Raw genomic sequence first — 17,744 nt, 5'->3', positions numbered from 1 at the left:
GTAAGGCGTCACAGCTACAACGGTTATCACTCACCGATAGCGGCGGAAAAGCTAGCAGCGTGAGAACCGAAAAGAAGGTCCGAAATTACTGGACCAGTTCAAGCCAGCTCCCACATTTTTGATCGCATTTCAGCTCGGGATCGGGGTCAGACTTGCAGGTAATCCAGGATCCCTTCGGCAGCATTGCGGCCTTCGAAGATCGCAGTCACCACCAGGTCGGAACCGCGCACCATGTCGCCACCGGCGAAGATCTTCGGGTTGCTGGTCTGGTGCTTGTACTGGCCTTGTTCCGGGGCCACGACGCGGCCCTGGCTGTCGGTCTGGATCTGGAACTGTTCGAACCACGGCGCCGGGCTTGGGCGGAAACCGAAGGCGATGACCACGGCATCAGCCGGGATGATCTCCTCGGAACCCGGGATCGGCTCAGGGCTGCGACGGCCACGGGCGTCCGGTTCGCCGAGACGGGTCTCGACCACCTTCACGCCTTCGACGCGGTCTTCACCGACGATGGCAATCGGCTGGCGGTTGTAGAGGAATTTCACGCCCTCTTCCTTGGCGTTCTTCACCTCTTTGCGCGAGCCGGGCATGTTGGCTTCGTCACGACGGTAAGCACAGGTCACCGACTTCGCGCCCTGGCGGATCGAGGTCCGGTTGCAGTCCATCGCGGTGTCACCACCGCCGAGCACCACGACCTTCTTGCCCTTCATGTCGACGAAATCTTCCGGCGACTTTTCAAAGCCCAGGTTGCGATTGACGTTGGCGATCAGGAAGTCCAAAGCGTCATACACGCCCGGCAGGTCCTCACCGGCAAAACCGCCCTTCATGTAGGTGTAGGTGCCCATGCCCATGAACACGGCATCGTATTCTTCGAGCAGTTGCTCCATGGTGATGTCTTTGCCGATTTCGGTATTGAGACGGAACTCGATACCCATGCCGGTGAACACTTCGCGACGGTGGCTCAGGACGGTTTTTTCCAGCTTGAACTCGGGGATGCCGAAGGTCAGCAGACCGCCGATTTCCGGGTTCTTGTCAAACACCACCGGGGTCACACCGCCACGCACCAGCACGTCGGCACAGCCCAGCCCAGCAGGACCGGCGCCGATGATGGCGACACGCTTGCCGGTCGGCTTGACCTTGGACATGTCCGGGCGCCAGCCCATGGCGAACGCGGTGTCGGTGATGTACTTCTCCACCGAACCGATGGTCACCGCGCCGAAGCCATCGTTAAGGGTGCAGGCACCCTCGCACAGACGGTCTTGCGGGCACACCCGGCCGCACACTTCCGGCAAGGTGTTGGTCTGGTGCGACAGCTCGGCGGCGGCGAGGATGTTGCCCTCGGCCACCAATTTGAGCCAGTTGGGAATGAAGTTGTGCACCGGGCACTTCCATTCGCAATACGGGTTACCGCAACCCAGGCAGCGGTGGGCCTGGTCGGCCGAGTGCTGGGGTTTGAAGGGCTCGTAGATCTCCACGAACTCTTTCTTGCGTTGACGCAACAGTTTCTTCTTCGGATCTTTGCGCCCGACATCGATGAACTGGAAGTCGTTATTCAGACGTTCAGCCATGTTAAAACCTCATCAAACTCTTCAGGCGCATATCACTGCGGGTTGGCACGGATGCTGGAAAGCAACGATTTCAGGTTGGCAGCCTTGGGCTTGACCAGCCAGAAACGACGCAGGTAATCATCGAGGTTTTCGGCGAGGTTACGACCCCATTCGCTGCCGGTCTCCTCGACGTACTCGTCCAGCACGTGCTGCAAGTGGTTCCGGTAGGACTCCATGGCTTCGCCGCTGATGCGCTGGATCTCGACCAACTCATGGTTGACCTTGTCGACGAAGGTGTTGTCCTGGTCGAGCACGTAGGCGAAACCGCCGGTCATGCCCGAACCGAAGTTGTAACCGGTCTTGCCCAGTACCGCGACAAAGCCCCCGGTCATGTACTCGCAGCAGTGATCGCCCGTGCCTTCCACCACGGTGTGGGCACCGGAGTTACGCACGGCGAAACGCTCACCGGCCGTACCGGCGGCGAACAGCTTGCCACCAGTGGCGCCGTACAAGCAGGTGTTGCCGATGATGGCACTGTCCTGGGTCTTGTAGACGCTGCCTTTAGGCGGAACGATCACCAGCTTGCCGCCGGTCATGCCCTTGCCCACGTAGTCGTTGGCGTCGCCTTCGAGGTACATGTGCAGGCCACCGGCGTTCCACACGCCAAAGCTCTGGCCCGCAGTGCCCTTGAAACGGAAGGTGATTGGCGCTTTCGCCATGCCTTGGTTGCCGTGCTTGCGTGCGATTTCGCCGGAGATGCGTGCACCGATGGAACGGTCGCAGTTGCAGATATCCAGTTCGAATTCGCCACCGCTGGCGTCATTGATCGACGACCCGGCGATTTCCACCATCTTCTCGGCCAGCAGGCCCTTGTCGAATGGCGGGTTGCGTTCGACGCCGCAGAACTGCGGTTTGTCGGCCGGGATGTGATCGCTGCCGAGCAGCGGCGTCAGGTCCAGGTGGTGCTGCTTGGCGGTCTGGCCCTGAAGGATTTCCAGCAGGTCGGTACGGCCGATCAGCTCTTCGAGGGAACGCACGCCCAGCTTGGCCAGCCACTCACGGGTCTCTTCGGCGACGTAGGTGAAGAAGTTCACCACCATGTCGACGGTGCCGATGTAGTGATCCTTGCGCAGCTTCTCGTTCTGCGTCGCCACGCCGGTGGCGCAGTTGTTCAGGTGGCAGATACGCAAGTATTTGCAGCCCAGGGCGATCATTGGCGCAGTACCGAAGCCGAAGCTTTCGGCGCCGAGGATGGCGGCCTTGATCACGTCGAGACCGGTTTTCAGGCCGCCGTCGGTTTGTACACGGACTTTGCCACGCAGGTCGTTGCCGCGCAGGGTCTGGTGGGTCTCAGCGAGGCCCAGTTCCCATGGCGCGCCAGCGTACTTGATGGAGGTCAGCGGCGAAGCGCCGGTGCCGCCGTCGTAGCCGGAGATGGTGATCAGGTCGGCATACGCCTTGGCTACACCAGCAGCGATGGTGCCGACGCCGGCTTCTGCTACCAGTTTCACCGAGACCAGGGCCTGCGGGTTGACTTGTTTGAGGTCGAAAATCAGCTGCGACAAGTCTTCAATCGAGTAGATGTCGTGGTGCGGCGGCGGCGAAATCAGGGTTACGCCCGGCACTGCGTAACGCAGCTTGGCGATCAGGCCGTTGACCTTGCCGCCTGGAAGTTGACCACCTTCGCCAGGCTTGGCGCCTTGGGCGACCTTGATTTGCAGCACTTCGGCGTTGACCAGGTATTCCGGGGTTACACCGAAACGGCCAGTCGCGACCTGTTTGATTTTCGAGCTCTTGATGGTGCCGTAGCGCGCTGGGTCTTCACCGCCTTCGCCGGAGTTGGAACGCGCACCCAGGCGGTTCATGGCTTCGGCCAGGGCTTCGTGGGCCTCAGGCGACAAGGCACCCAGGGAAATACCGGCGGAGTCGAAGCGCTTGAGGATCGATTCCAGCGGCTCGACTTCGCTGATGTCCATCGGCGTGTCCAGGGTCTTCACCTTGAACAGGTCGCGGATCATCGACACCGGGCGGTTATCCACCAGCGAGGTGTATTCCTTGAACTTGGCGTAGTCGCCCTGCTGCACGGCGGCTTGCAAGGTATTGACCACGTCTGGGTTGTACGCGTGGTATTCGCCACCGTGCACGAACTTGAGCAGGCCGCCTTGCTGGATCGGCTTGCGCGCGCTCCAGGCCTCGGCGGCCAGGGCTTTTTGCTCGGCTTCGATGTCGACGAAGCGCGCACCCTTGATGCGGCTCGGCACGCCACGGAAGCTCAGCTCGCAGACTTCTTCCGACAGGCCGATGGCTTCAAACAGTTGAGCGCCGCGATAAGACGTGACGGTGGAGATGCCCATCTTCGACAGGATCTTCAGCAGGCCCTTAGTGATGCCTTTACGGTAGTTCTTGAACACCTCGTAGAGGTCGCCCAGCACTTCACCGGTACGGATCAGGTCACCCAGCACTTCGTAAGCCAGGAACGGGTACACCGCCGAGGCGCCGAAGCCGATCAACACCGCAAAGTGGTGCGGGTCGCGGGCAGTGGCGGTTTCGACGAGGATGTTGGAGTCGCAGCGCAGGCCTTTTTCGGTAAGGCGATGATGCACCGCGCCAGTGGCCAGCGAGGCGTGGATTGGCAGCTTGCCCGGAGCGATGTGGCGGTCGGTCAAAACGATCTGGGTACGACCGGCGCGCACGGCTTCTTCGGCCTGGTCGGCGACGTTGCGCACAGCGGCTTCAAGGCCGAGGCTCTCGTCGTAGTTCAGGTCGATGATCTGGCGGTCGAAGCCTGGGCGATCCAGGGTCATCAACGAGCGCCACTTGGCCGGCGAAATCACCGGCGAGCTGAGGATCACGCGGGAGGCGTGCTCAGGCGATTCCTGGAAGATGTTGCGCTCGGCACCCAGGCACACTTCCAACGACATCACGATGGCTTCACGCAGCGGGTCGATCGGTGGGTTGGTCACCTGGGCGAACTGCTGGCGGAAGTAGTCGTACGGCGTGCGCACACGCTGGGACAGCACGGCCATTGGCGTGTCGTCGCCCATGGAGCCGACGGCCTCGTAGCCTTGCTCGCCGAGCGGGCGCAGCACCTGGTCGCGCTCTTCGAACGTGACCTGGTACATCTTCATGTACTGCTTGAGCTGGTCGACGTCGTAGAAAGCCGAACCGTGGTCGTTGTCTTCCATGGTCGCCTGGATGCGCAGGGCGTTCTTGCGCAGCCATTGCTTGTACGGGTGACGGGACTTCAAGCGGTTGTCGATGGCGTCGGTGTCGAGAATCTGCCCGGTTTCGGTGTCCACGGCCAGGATCTGGCCAGGGCCTACGCGGCCTTTGGCGATGACGTCTTCGGGTTTGTAGTCCCACACGCCGATTTCCGACGCGAGGGTGATGAAACCGTTGGTGGTGGTGACCCAACGCGCCGGGCGCAGACCGTTACGATCGAGCAGGCACACCGCGTAGCGACCGTCGGTCATTACTACGCCGGCTGGGCCGTCCCACGGCTCCATGTGCATCGAGTTGTACTCGTAGAACGCACGCAGGTCCGGGTCCATGGTTTCGACGTTCTGCCACGCTGGCGGAATGATCATGCGCACGCCACGGAACAGGTCGATGCCGCCGGTGACCATCAGTTCGAGCATGTTGTCCATGCTGGAAGAGTCGGAGCCTACGCGGTTAACCAGCGGGCCGAGCTCTTCCAGGTCCATCAGGTCGTTGGCGAACTTGGTGCGACGGGCCACGGCCCAGTTGCGGTTGCCGGTGATGGTGTTGATCTCGCCGTTGTGGGCGAGGAAGCGGAATGGCTGGGCCAGCGGCCATTTCGGCAGGGTGTTGGTGGAGAAGCGCTGGTGGAACACGCAGATTGCGGTTTGCAGGCGCTCATCGCTCAGGTCTGGATAGAAGGCGGTGAGGTCCGCCGGCATCATCAGGCCTTTATAGATGATGGTCTTGTGGGAAAAGCTGCAGATGTAGTGGTCGGCGTCAGCGGCGTTGGCCACGGACGAACGACGACGCGATGTGAACAGCTTGATCGCCATGTCCTGATCGCTCAGGCCGTCGCCGGCGATGAACACTTGTTCGATCTGCGGCAGGCGCTCGTTGGCCAGGCGGCCCAGCACGCTGGTGTCAATCGGCACTTTGCGCCAGCCGACCAGTTGCAGGCCAGCGGCCAGGATCTCGCGGTTCATGTTCGCGCGAGCGGCTTCGGCTTTAACCGGGTCCTGGTTGAAGAACACCATGCCGACGGCGTACTGCTTGGGCAGGTCGACCGCAAATTGCTCTTTTGCGACAGCGCGCAGGAACAGGTCGGGCTTTTGAATCAGCAAGCCACAACCGTCACCGGTCTTGCCGTCGGCGTTGATCCCACCGCGGTGGGTCATGCAGGTCAGGGCCTCGATGGCCGTTTGCAAAAGGGTATGACTGGGCTCGCCCTGCATATGGGCTATCAGGCCGAAACCGCAGTTATCCTTGAATTCATCGGGTTGGTACAGACCTGCTTTCATAGACACTTTCTCACCAGGCTGCCTCTTATATCGAGGCAAATTTCTTTTCAATTCAACCGGTTACCTTCCACGCCGAACGTACGCCGGCTTAGCGGGGGCAAAAGGGAGGTCATTGTACACACCGACACAGACGCTCACAAATTTAGCGACGAAATGTCGCAAATCTATGTCGCATTTATGAAAGGTTTAAAGCGATATGCTGTGCTAGTCAAAACTTTTTTAGTTTTGACCGCTACGACTCAAAAGCCACTGTGACGCAGACACCACAAAGTGCGCGGCCTTTAGGGGCAGCACACCATGGGATTTTTTTGAGGTGCCGGGAGGGCGACCTGGGTAAGGTCGCCGGATCTTCAGCGAGTTGCTGCCAGTTCTTGTTGAACGCTGGCGACAGTGCGAGGCCAAGGTTTACCAGCCTGAACCTTCGCTGGCAAGGCCTTGATAGCAGAATCAGCTGCGGCACGGCTTGCGAAGTTGCCATAAGTGATCACGTACAAAGGCTTGCCGTTGAGCACTTTCTTGAAATAACGGTACTCGCCGCCCTGCTCTTTCACGAACGCCTGGGCGTTGGCTTCGGAGCTGGTGCCGAGGATCTGCACCACGAAGTTGCTGGCCGGTTGGCTGCCATACCAACCGCTGCCTGCGGCACCGGCTTTGGCAACGGTTGCCGGTTTTTCAGCAGGTTTTGCCGCGGGTGCCGGAGTTGGCTTGGCCGCTGGTGCTGGCGCGACAGGCTTGGTGACAGGCGCAGGCTTGGCGGTGGCGACCGTCGGTGCAGGCGTTGGCTTGGCGGCCGGCTGACCTGCTGGCACGCCCGCAGGTGGCGCGGTGGTGGTCACGGTCGGCGGTGTGGCGCTAGAGCCTTCCACCGGCACGCCATCGTCGCCTTCGGAAATGCCCCCGGCTTCCTCGGCGAGCGGACCGCGCATCACTGGCTGGCCGACCATCGGCAGGTTGGTCGGTTGGCCGGAATTGGCGAACTCAACGTTTGGCGTAGGCTTGCCCAGTGGCAACTGCGCCTGTTCGGTTGGCGCGCCGGCAGTGGTCGGAGCCTTGCCGCGACCGGGAAGAATCAAGGCAGCGGCAGCCGCGACCACGACAACCGCGGCAATAGCCAATACGTGCTTCTTAGGCATAGTGAACCCCATCTTAGGACGCTTGACCGCAGAGCGGCTGGCAATCATGGCTTCGATCATGGCATCGCGGGCAACCTGGTTGATGGTGCCAGGCCAGCCGTCGGAGCTTTCGTGAATATCAGAGATCTGCTGAGCGGAGAAAAGTTCGATACCCGCCCCCGCCCCTTCCAGGCGCTGAGCCAGGTATTCGCGGGTTTCTTCTTCTTCGTATGGCTGCAATTCGATGACGTGGAACAGCTCTTGTTCACCGCTGATCTGCTCCAAATCGGCAATCAACGACGACTCACCAAACAGGAACACGTGCGGACGGCCTTCCGGCGTACCCGCTGCCAGCGCCAGCAAGGCTTCCAGGGCAGATTCGTCGAGCTGCTCGGCGTCATCCACCAACAGGTAGACTTCCTGGCCGGTCAGGCCCAACTGCACCACTTGCTTGAGGATCGCGTTCGGCTCGGCAGTGGCCACGTCGAGCGACTGGGCCACTTGGCGCAACACGCCCGCCGCATCACCGGCACCACGGGCCGATACCACTACGCTTTGTACCGACTGCTTGTTGGTACTGGCCACCAGGGCCTGGCGGAGCAAGGTCTTGCCGCTACCCAACGGGCCAGTGACGACCAGCAGCAGTTGGCTGTAGCGCGCAAGGTGGTGCAACTGCCCGAGCACCGGCTTGCGCTGGGCCGGGAAAAATTTGAAACCAGGCACCCGTGGAGCAAAAGGGTCGTGGCTTAACTGGTAATGGCCGAGGAACGCCTCGTCGGCATGCAAACTAGTCATCGGGATCTGATTAACCTTTCAGCTGAGCCAGGGCACGGTAATCCGCACCCAGCGTGGCCTGTAGAATCTCTTTTGGATAATCGTCGGTCACCACCGCTTCGCCCATGTGGCGCAGCAGCACCAGTCGCAGTCGACCGTCGATCACTTTTTTATCTATCGCCATATGTTCGAGGAAGTCCGCTTCGGTCATCTCCGTAGGCGGGATAACCGGCAGACCGGCACGCTGGAACAGGCGGATACCACGATCGCGCTCCTGGGCGCTGATCCAGCCCAGGCGTTGCGACATCTCCAGTGCCATCACCGTGCCAGCCGCCACGGCCTCACCGTGCAGCCACACACCATAGCCCATGTGGGTTTCGATCGCATGGCCGAAGGTGTGGCCCAGGTTCAAGGTGGCCCGTACACCGGACTCCCGTTCGTCGGCATTCACCACCAGCGCCTTGGCGGCGCAGGAGCGGGAAATCGCTTCGGTGAGGGCAACCTGGTCGAGGTTGCGCAAGGCATCGACATGTTCTTCCAGCCAGGTGAGGAACGGCTCGTCGCAAATCAACCCGTACTTGATGACTTCTGCTAGGCCCGCCGACAGCTCGCGTGGCGGCAGGGTATTGAGGGTAGCGGTGTCGATCAGCACAGCGTTCGGCTGATAAAACGCGCCGACCATGTTCTTGCCCAGCGGATGGTTGATGCCGGTCTTGCCGCCCACCGACGAATCGACCTGGGACAGCAAGGTGGTCGGCACTTGGATGAAGTCCACGCCACGCTGGTAGCAGGCTGCTGCGAAACCGGCCATATCGCCGATCACACCGCCGCCGAGGGCGATCACGGTGGTGCGGCGGTCATGGCGTGCGGTGAGCAGGCCATCAAAGATCAGTTGCAGGGTTTCCCAGTTCTTGTGGGCTTCGCCATCGGGCAAGATGACCGAGATCACTGAATAGGCCGACAGGCTGCGGCTCAAACGCTCAAGATACAGCGGCGCGACCGTTTCGTTGGAGATGATCGCCACTTGCCGCCCGGCAATGTGCGGTGCGAGCAACTCGGGCTGGTCCAACAGACCTTCGCCAATATGGATCGGGTAGCTGCGCTCGCCTAGATCAACCTTAAGTGTCTGCATGTGTCCCCGCGTTAGAGATGTATTGACGACCGGTAACGCCAAGATCCGGCGTTGCCTGATGGCTCTACGCCACACCTCAAAGGGTAGTAGCGCGCCGCCGAGAATAGCGCATTTCGGGCCTGGCTTTAACGGGGTGGCAGCCGTTGCAGGCGCTCAAGAATGTCGAGGACCACCATCCGGGGCGGTCGCTCATCGGTTTCCACCACCAGATCGGCGATTTCCCGATACAGCGGATCGCGCAGCGTGAGCAGGTCCCGCAGGGTTTTCTCCGGGTTGGCCGTGCGCAGCAACGGGCGATTGCGATCGCGGGCAGTGCGGCCCACCTGCTGCTCCACAGAAGCATGCAGATAGACCACCCGCCCTCCAGCGTGCAGCGCCCGACGGTTTTCTTCGCGCATGACTGCGCCACCGCCGGTGGCCAATACCACGCCGTCGAGCCCGCACAGCTCGGCGATCATCGCCTGCTCGCGGTCACGAAAGCCCAGCTCGCCTTCCTTATCGAAGATCCATGGGATATTGGCACCCGTGCGCACTTCAATTTCCTTGTCGGAATCTTTGAATGGCAGGCGCAGCTCTTTGGCCAGCAAACGGCCGATGGTGCTTTTTCCAGCCCCCATCGGTCCTACAAGAATCAAATTTCGCACAGAATCAACGACTCACAGCAATCGCCTGGTTATTCATAATACGCGGAGTCAGGAATACCAGCAGCTCGGATTTTTTCTCGGCCAGCGCATCGCGCCGGAAAAGGCGGCCAAGATACGGCACATCGCCCAAAAATGGCACTTTATCTACCACTTTGCTTTGGGTATTGGAGAAAACCCCGCCGATGACGATGGTCTCGCCATCCTTGACCAGCACCTTGGCGTTGACTTCGTTCTTTTTGATCGGCGGCACGTCGTTGAGTTTATTCAGGTAGTCGGGCTCATCCTTGGTCACCCTCACCTCCATGATCACTCGGTCATCGGGGGTGATTTGCGGCGTGACTTCCAATGACAGGGAGGCCTCCTTGAACGACACCGACGTAGCGCCTTGTGAGGTGGATTCCTGATAGGGAATCTCGGTGCCCTTGAGAATGCGCGCAGTTTCCTTGTCAGAGGTCACTACCTTGGGCTGCGAGACGATTTCACCGTTGCCGGATTTCTCCATGGCGGTCAGCTCCAGGTCCAGCAACAGGTTGTCGGTGATATAGGCGAGCCCCAGGCCAGAGGTGGCGGTAATCGCACCCAAATCGACAAACGGCGCACTGGGCGAGTTCTCTGGCGGCTCTGCGCCCTCGGCCAACGGCTTGTTGATACCGCCCGCCCCCCAATGGCCACGATTGAGTCGGCCACCCCAGCGCGCGCCCAAGCTTTTGTCGTAATCGACATTGGCCTCGACAATCCGCGCCTCGATCATCACTTGGCGTACAGGGATATCCAATTGCGTCACGATTCGCCGCAGCTCATCCAGCCGCTCAACAGTCTGATAGGCAATGATGTTGTTGGTGCGCTCATCCACCGCTACCGAACCGCGCTCATCGGTGGTGCCTTCCAGGCCAGCTACCGATTGGAACAGCTTGGCCAGGTCTGCGGCCTTGGCGTAATTGACCTGCAACAACTCCCGGCGCAGGGGCGCCAACTCGGCCATTTGCTTGCGCGACTCCAGGATCAGCAATTCACGCGCCGTCAGCTCTTCAGCGGGCGCAACCAGCAACACGCCGGCCTTTACCCGCTTATCCAGGCCCTTGGCTTGCAACACCAGGTCCAGCGCCTGGTCCCAGGGCACCGCCTTGAGGCGCAGGGTGATCGAACCTTGTACATCGTCGCCGACCACCAGGTTGAGGCCTGCCACGTCGGCGATTTGCTGCAATGCAGCACGCAGCGCGATGTTCTGGAAGTTGAGGTTCAGCTTGTCGCCGGTATAGATACCCGCCACCGCACTGTCGGGGGGTGGCAGGTGAATCAAGTCGACGCGATTGGGCACAGCAGCAGCCATCGGTGCCATGAACGCTATCCATAGCGCCACACCGAAGGACGAGAAAGTCCTTTTCATTGGGTTGATTCCGTTATGAGTTGACGTTTAACACTAAGGTTCGCGGACGCTCTAGCCACGCGCCCTGCTTATCGGGGAACAGCTCGACCAGTTCGACATGGCCATCATGGATGGCCGTGACCCGACCATGGTCCGGCCCCAAGTAATCGCCCACCGCCAGGCGATGCACCTGGGACGCCGCGCGCAGCAGGGCGAAGGTGTGCAGGCCACGGGACAATGTGCCGACCATTTCGAACTGTTCCACCGCCAGGTTTTCCAGGGGACCACGCAGCCGGGCCATGTCTGGCGCGGCGGCCGGACGCCCAGGCGCGTGGTCGATTTGCAAGGCAAGGGGCTGGAAAGGATCGCGCAGGCCGGACGAATCGTAGGCAAAAGAAAGTGGAGACGCAGCAGACTCGCTCACCTCACCACCTTGCTGCCCGCGCCAATAGGCCTTGGCCAGTACATCAAGGCGCAACAGCCTGCCATCTGGCCGCAGCACAACATCGTGGGTCGTGGTGATTCGCGAAAGGCTACCCAGAGCGCTTACGAACATCGCCAGGTCGTGATACGCACCCGCCACACCAATCTGCACGGCTTGCTCGATATAGAGCGAACGAGGCGCCTCGTCCAGTGGCGTGACGCTTTCAACCAGCAGGCCATTGACCAGCGCCAAGCGTGCAATATCCTCCAGCAAACCAGGCATTTCGGATTCGCCCGGCAATTGCCGTAACAGCTCATCGACCTTCTCCTGCGTCGCCATTAACTCGCGCTTACGCTCCTCAAGGCCGGCAGACAGGGCGGTCTTTTGCGCTATTTGCTGCTGCAGGGTCGCTTCGCGCACCTCGACCTGATGCAACCGCTCCCGCGCAGGGTTTAGGTACACAACCTCACCGACCAGCCACACCACGCCCGCCAGCGCACAACCCAGCAAGGCCTTGCCAGGTAGAGGCCTTTTTGCAGCGCGGTCAGTGAGTGTGCGAAGTGTGAGCCCGGGCCGGCTCATGGCTGAACCTCGGAGGATTCTCCCTGGCGAACCATTAATTGGAATTCGTTATTGCCGCGCACGCCTTCGGTGCGCACATGCTGCAGCCGCGTGGCACGGGTACCTTCGGAGGTTTCCAGGCGGCGCATCAACTGGGCGATGTCCTGGCTGGATTCCGCACTGCCGCTGATACTCACCGTATTGCCCTTGGCGACCACTTCATGCAAATGCACTCCATCGGGCACCGTGCGCGCCAGCTGCTCCAGCAACTGGGCGCTGGACGAGCGGCCATCGTGCAGGTCCTGCACGACCTTCATGCGTTCCGCCAGTTGCTGGCTTTGCACTTGCAGGTCGTCGATGGTCTTGATGCGTGAGTCCAGAACGGCAACGTCCTTGTCCAGATGGTTATTGCGCGTTACTTGCCGGTCAATCGCCTGGTCGATTACCTGGTCCGCCAGCCACACGGCGGCGAGCGCCACAGCTGCGAACGCCAGCAAAAGCGCAAGGAAATACTTGCGCCGCCGCTGCACCAGCGCTTGGCGCCAAGGCAACAGGTTGATTCGTGTACTCAAGCGAAACTCCTCAGGGCCAACCCGCAAGCCACTCCCATCCCTCGGGCATCCACGGCCCATAGTGCACCATCGACGCGATGGCCCGGCGTGAAGCTGGCGAAATCCTGACTGCAAGCACGCGCCAATGCAAACGCTTCGACATCGACCACCTTCGGCACCAACCCGGCCAGGGCCAAAACCGCCTCGCGGGACTCTACGTGTTCTTTCAGGCAAGCCGCCAGTAGCACTTCGACCCGTGCAGGGTCTTGGGTGGACCGCCGCTGAACCTGATAGTCGATGGCGACTTCATCCAGCGGGTAAGGAATGTACTGCTCCGCCTCGGCCTGGATCGCCCATGCCATCTCGTCGTCGCTGAGCCCGGCCGCCATCTCGATAACCCGCGTGATGACCGAAGGTCCCGCCACTGCAACTGCTGCGTTGCGCAACCTGGTTTCAAGCCTGGGTAATGCGGCATGCAGCGTGCGACCCACACTTTCGAGATCCAATAAGGCGCCATCGACCACCGCATGGGCAGGCAGGACCTGGGAGGTATAGCTTTGGATAGTGTACCCGTGGGCAGAATGGCCCAATTCGACCAGCCGAATGGCTGTGTCATTAATGTCGACGCCTAACAAAGTGTCGGCTTTTCCCTTGAAAAATCCCTTTCCCATAAAACTCCCCAAAACTTTACCTGTCATACCGCCTGATTGCCGCTGGGCGCCGTGCACTCGGTCGACATGTTGGAGAGCCGCGAATGACGCCCCAAGTCGAAAAATGCTTTAATGCCCAGCGTTTTTTCCCGCTTTTTATCTGCAGCTCGGGTTGATCCATCGTTTGCCATGCATGCCCCGACGCCTAACTCATTCTTTTCTCTGGAAATCCAAAAGCCTTGATTCGTCTGCTGAAGTTTTTCGGGTACTCCATTGTCGCGATTGTGTGCGGGCTGCTGCTCGTACTCAGCGGTGCCTACCTCTACCTTAGTCCGGGTTTACCCTCCGTAGAGGCCCTCAGAAGTATCCAGTTGCAGATTCCTTTGCGGGTCTACAGCAGCGATGAAAAACTGATCGCGGAGTTCGGCGAAATGCGCCGCACACCGATCCGTTTTGCCGATATTCCACCCAATTTCATCAGCGCCCTGCTTTCAGCAGAAGACGATAATTTTGCCAACCACTACGGCGTCGACCCCAGCAGCCTGGTGCGTGCGGCCACGCAATTGGTAAAAAGCGGACACATTCAATCCGGCGGCAGCACCATCACCATGCAGGTGGCGAAGAACTTCTTCCTCACCAGCGAGCGCAGCTTTTCGCGCAAAGCCACCGAGATCCTGCTGGCCCTGCAAATCGAACGTCAGCTGACCAAGGACGAGATCCTTGAGCTGTACGTCAACAAGATCTACCTGGGCAACCGCGCCTATGGGATCGAAGCCGCGTCCCAGGTGTACTACGGCAAGTCCATCCGTGACGCGAGCCTGGCGCAGATGGCCATGATTGCTGGCCTGCCAAAGGCGCCTTCGCGCTTCAACCCCCTGGCCAACCCGGCACGCAGCAAAGAGCGCCGCGACTGGATCCTGGGGCGTATGTACAAGCTGGGCAAGATCGACCAAGCCTCTTACGAAAGCGCAGTGGCTGAACCATTGAACGCCAGCTACCACGTGCCGACACCAGAAGTGAACGCGCCATACATTGCTGAAATGGCCCGCGCCGAGATGGTTGGCCGTTATGGCAGCGAGGCCTACACAGAAGGTTTCCGCGTCACCACCACGGTGCCGAGCGACCTGCAGGACATCGCCAATAACGCGGTGCATTCCGGCCTGGTCACCTACGACCAGCGCCATGGCTACCGCGGCCCCGAATCGCGCCTGCCGGGCAAGACCCTGAGCGCCTGGACCACCGAGCTGAGCAAGCAACGCGCCATCAGCGGCCTGGAACCGGCCATCGTCACCCAGGTGAAGAAAGACGGCGTGCAGGTCTTGACCCGCACCGGTGAAGCCCATGTGAGCTGGGACAGCATGAAGTGGGCACGCCCGTTCCTGAACACCAACAGCATGGGCCCGATGCCCAAGCAGCCTTCCGACGTGGCGCAGGTGGGTGACTTGATCCGCGTGCAACGCCAGAAAGACGACAGCCTCAAATTCAGCCAGGTGCCATTGGCCCAAGGCGCCCTGGTTTCCCTGGACCCGCAGAACGGCGCCATCCGCGCCCTGGTGGGCGGCTTTGCCTTCGAGCAGAGCAACTACAACCGCGCCACCCAGGCCAAGCGCCAGCCAGGTTCGAGCTTCAAGCCGTTCATCTACAGCGCCGCGCTGGATAACGGCTACACCGCCGCCAGCCTGGTCAACGATGCGCCGATCGTGTTTGTCGACGAGTACCTGGACAAGGTCTGGCGCCCGAAAAACGACACCAACACCTTCCTTGGCCCGATTCGCATCCGCGAGGCGCTGTACAAGTCGCGTAACCTGGTGTCGATCCGCCTGCTGCAAGCGATGGGCGTCGGCAAGACCATCGACTACATCACGCGCTTTGGCTTTAACAAATCGGACCTGCCGCCCAACCTGTCACTGGCGCTGGGCACCGCGACCCTTACCCCAATGGAAATCGCCACGGGCTGGAGCACCTTTGCCAACGGTGGCTACAAGATCTCGCCGTACCTGATCGACAAAATCGAGAGCCGCAACGGCGACACCCTGTTCACCGCCAACCCGCCACGGGTGCCGGGGGATGTGGTCAACGGGCTGGCCGCTACCGATGGCCTGGCCGCCCCGAGCCACGGCGGTATCACCATCGAGCCGACGCCAGGCACTGCGCCCGCCGCAAGCGCCACCGCGCCAGCCGAACCACAAGCACCCGCCGTTGCAGAGCGCGTGGTGGATGGCCGTACAACCTATATCCTCAACAGCATCCTTCAAGACGTGATCAAAAAGGGCACCGGCCGCCGCGCACTGGCCCTGGGCCGTGCGGATATCGCGGGCAAGACCGGTACCACCAACGACTCCAAGGACGCCTGGTTCTCCGGCTACAACGCCGACTACGTGACCACCGTGTGGACCGGCTACGACCAGCCGGAAAGCCTTGGCCGTCGCGAGTTCGGTGGCACCGTCGCGCTGCCGATCTGGATGAGCTACATGGGCGCAGCCTTGAAGGACAAGCCGTTGCACACCCAACCGGAACCGGAAGGCATCCTCAGCCTGCGCATCGACCCGATCAGCGGCCGCGTGGCCTCGCCAAGCACACCGAATGCGTACTTCGAGCTGTTCAAGAGCGAAGACACGCCGCCGTCGGTCAATGAACTGGGCAATGGCGTGGCACCGGGTAGCCCGCTGCCGGCGGATGAGGCGGCGCCGATTGATTTGTTCTAACGCGATCTGCGCCTGAATGCAGATCCATTGTGGGAGCGGGCTTGCTCGCGAATGCTGAGTGTCAGTCGCCAGATTTGTATCTGACACACCGCATTCGCGAGCAAGCCCGCTCCCACATTTGGATCTTCGCCAAGCCCAAGTAAAAGGCCACACAGCAAAAAGCCCCGACTCGCAAGAGCCGGGGCTTTTTGTTGGTGCGCTACAACGGCTTAGCCGTTGAACACATCATCCACGCTTTGCAGCGGGTAGTTCNCCCCCCCCCCCCCCCCCCCCCCGCTCCCACATTTGGATCTTCGCCAAGCCCAAGTAAAAGGCCACACAGCAAAAAGCCCCGACTCGCAAGAGCCGGGGCTTTTTGTTGGTGCGCTACAACGGCTTAGCCGTTGAACACATCATCCACGCTTTGCAGCGGGTAGTTCTTCGGATACGGCAGGGTGGCCACACCAGTCTCGATAGCGGCTTTGGCCACGGCATCGGAGATCAGGGTGATCAGGCGCTTATCCATTGGTTTCGGGATGATGTATTCACGACCGAATTCCAGCTTGATGCCACCGTAGGCGTCGCACACTTCCTGAGGCACCGGCAGCTTGGCCAGTTCACGCAGGGCGTTGGCGGCAGCCACTTTCATCTCTTCGTTGATGCGCTTGGCGCGAACGTCCAGGGCACCACGGAAGATGAACGGGAAGCCCAGCACGTTGTTGACCTGGTTCGGGTAGTCCGAACGGCCGGTGGCCATGATCACGTCGCTGCGGGTGGCGTGAGCCAGCTCTGGCGAGATCTCTGGGTCCGGGTTGGAGCACGCGAACACGATCGGGTTGGCCGCCATGGACTTGAGGCCTTCGGCGCTCAGCAGGTTCGGGCCGGACAGACCGACGAACACGTCTGCACCGTCAAGGGCGTCTGCCAGGGTGCGCTTGTCGGTCGCGTGGGCAAACATCGCCTTGTACTGGTTCAGGTCGGTACGCTCGGACTGGACCACGCCCTTGCTGTCGACCATGAAGATGTTTTCCAGCTTGGCGCCCATGCTCACCAGCAACTTCATGCAGGAGATGGCTGCAGCGCCAGCACCCAGGCAGACGATCTGTGCGTCGGCCAGGGTTTTGCCAGCGATTTCCAGGGCGTTGATCATGCCGGCGGCGGTAACAATCGCGGTGCCGTGCTGGTCATCGTGGAATACCGGGATGTCGCACTGCTCGATCAGGGCCTTTTCGATCTCGAAGCACTCAGGTGCCTTGATGTCTTCCAGGTTGATGCCACCGAAGGTGATGGAAATGCGTTTGACGGTGTCGATGAAAGCCTGCGGGCTCTCGGAATCGACTTCGATGTCGAAAACGTCGATGCCGGCAAAGCGCTTGAACAGCACGCCTTTACCTTCCATGACTGGCTTGGACGCCAATGGGCCAAGGTTACCCAGGCCAAGAATCGCGGTGCCATCGGAAATCACTGCAACCAGGTTGCCTTTGCCGGTGTACTTGTACGCCAGCTCAGGGTCGCGGGCGATTTCACGTACGGGCTCGGCCACGCCAGGGCTGTAGGCCAGCGACAGGTCGCGAGCGGTGGCGGTGGCTTTGGTGAGCTCTACACTCAGCTTTCCTGGACGAGGATGGGCATGATATTCGAGAGCGGCAGTTTTCAAATCAGACATATCGGCATTCCGCTTTTACTGTTGGTCGACGGACCGCCGAGGATACGCGTGTCGTAAAGTCCCTACAAGACTGGGTAGTCACCGGTGTCAAGGCCCCAAAGCGACGTACTTTGGTCTAAGGCCACGGGATACAAGGG

Annotated in this window: 11 protein-coding genes; 1 reads left to right on the top strand and 10 read right to left on the bottom strand. The window is 60.8% G+C overall.

Annotated features, from left to right (window positions below; translation table 11 throughout):
• Positions 1-146: 146 nt before the first annotated feature.
• From ACLD1Y_RS29930 to pilM, 9 genes are all read right to left on the bottom strand, one after another.
• Complete coding sequence (locus tag ACLD1Y_RS29930) at positions 147-1,565, bottom strand: FAD-dependent oxidoreductase (RefSeq protein WP_016979195.1); 1,419 nt, start codon at positions 1,563-1,565, stop codon at positions 147-149.
• A gap of 32 nt (positions 1,566-1,597) precedes the next feature.
• Positions 1,598-6,043, bottom strand: coding sequence for a glutamate synthase large subunit (gene gltB / locus ACLD1Y_RS29925; RefSeq protein WP_429481260.1), 4,446 nt, complete (start codon positions 6,041-6,043; stop codon positions 1,598-1,600).
• Between the two features lie 350 nt (positions 6,044-6,393).
• Positions 6,394-7,950 (bottom strand): SPOR domain-containing protein, encoded by a 1,557-nt coding sequence (locus ACLD1Y_RS29920; protein ID WP_429481259.1) that lies wholly within the window; start codon positions 7,948-7,950, stop codon positions 6,394-6,396.
• Between the two features lie 10 nt (positions 7,951-7,960).
• On the bottom strand, positions 7,961-9,061 hold the full coding sequence (gene aroB, locus ACLD1Y_RS29915) for a 3-dehydroquinate synthase (RefSeq protein ID WP_429481258.1): 1,101 nt from the start codon (positions 9,059-9,061) through the stop codon (positions 7,961-7,963).
• Between the two features lie 125 nt (positions 9,062-9,186).
• Positions 9,187-9,705 (bottom strand): shikimate kinase AroK, encoded by a 519-nt coding sequence (gene aroK, locus ACLD1Y_RS29910; RefSeq protein WP_105695062.1) that lies wholly within the window; start codon positions 9,703-9,705, stop codon positions 9,187-9,189.
• A gap of 4 nt (positions 9,706-9,709) precedes the next feature.
• Positions 9,710-11,035, bottom strand: a complete 1,326-nt coding sequence (locus tag ACLD1Y_RS29905) for a type IV pilus secretin PilQ (RefSeq protein WP_429481264.1) — start codon at positions 11,033-11,035, stop codon at positions 9,710-9,712.
• Positions 11,036-11,105: 70 nt separating this feature from the next.
• Positions 11,106-12,077: a pilus assembly protein PilP gene (locus ACLD1Y_RS29900; RefSeq protein WP_429481257.1), complete on the bottom strand. Its 972-nt coding sequence runs from the start codon at positions 12,075-12,077 to the stop codon at positions 11,106-11,108.
• On the bottom strand, positions 12,074-12,628 hold the full coding sequence (locus tag ACLD1Y_RS29895) for a PilN domain-containing protein (RefSeq protein ID WP_429481256.1): 555 nt from the start codon (positions 12,626-12,628) through the stop codon (positions 12,074-12,076). Before ACLD1Y_RS29895 ends, ACLD1Y_RS29900 begins: the two co-directional genes overlap by 4 nt.
• Positions 12,625-13,278 (bottom strand): type IV pilus biogenesis protein PilM, encoded by a 654-nt coding sequence (gene pilM, locus ACLD1Y_RS29890; RefSeq protein ID WP_429481263.1) that lies wholly within the window; start codon positions 13,276-13,278, stop codon positions 12,625-12,627. The genes ACLD1Y_RS29895 and pilM overlap by 4 nt, the downstream gene beginning before the upstream one ends.
• A gap of 221 nt (positions 13,279-13,499) precedes the next feature.
• Here pilM and ACLD1Y_RS29885 point away from each other — a divergent pair, with 221 nt between their 5' ends.
• The gene (locus ACLD1Y_RS29885; RefSeq protein ID WP_429481262.1) at positions 13,500-15,962 is read left to right on the top strand and encodes a penicillin-binding protein 1A; all 2,463 of its coding nucleotides are present in this window, start codon (positions 13,500-13,502) and stop codon (positions 15,960-15,962) included.
• A 376-nt stretch (positions 15,963-16,338) separates the two neighbouring features.
• On the opposite strand, the gene ACLD1Y_RS29880 is transcribed toward ACLD1Y_RS29885, so the two are convergent.
• Positions 16,339-17,607, bottom strand: coding sequence for a malic enzyme-like NAD(P)-binding protein (locus ACLD1Y_RS29880; RefSeq protein WP_429481255.1), 1,269 nt, complete (start codon positions 17,605-17,607; stop codon positions 16,339-16,341).
• Positions 17,608-17,744 lie beyond the last annotated feature (137 nt).

The organism is Pseudomonas sp. 18175 (assembly GCF_050432925.1).
Taxonomy (GTDB): Bacteria; Pseudomonadota; Gammaproteobacteria; order Pseudomonadales; family Pseudomonadaceae; genus Aquipseudomonas.
Note: the sequence above shows the minus strand (reverse complement) of the source record. Positions and strands in the feature narration are given on the sequence as shown.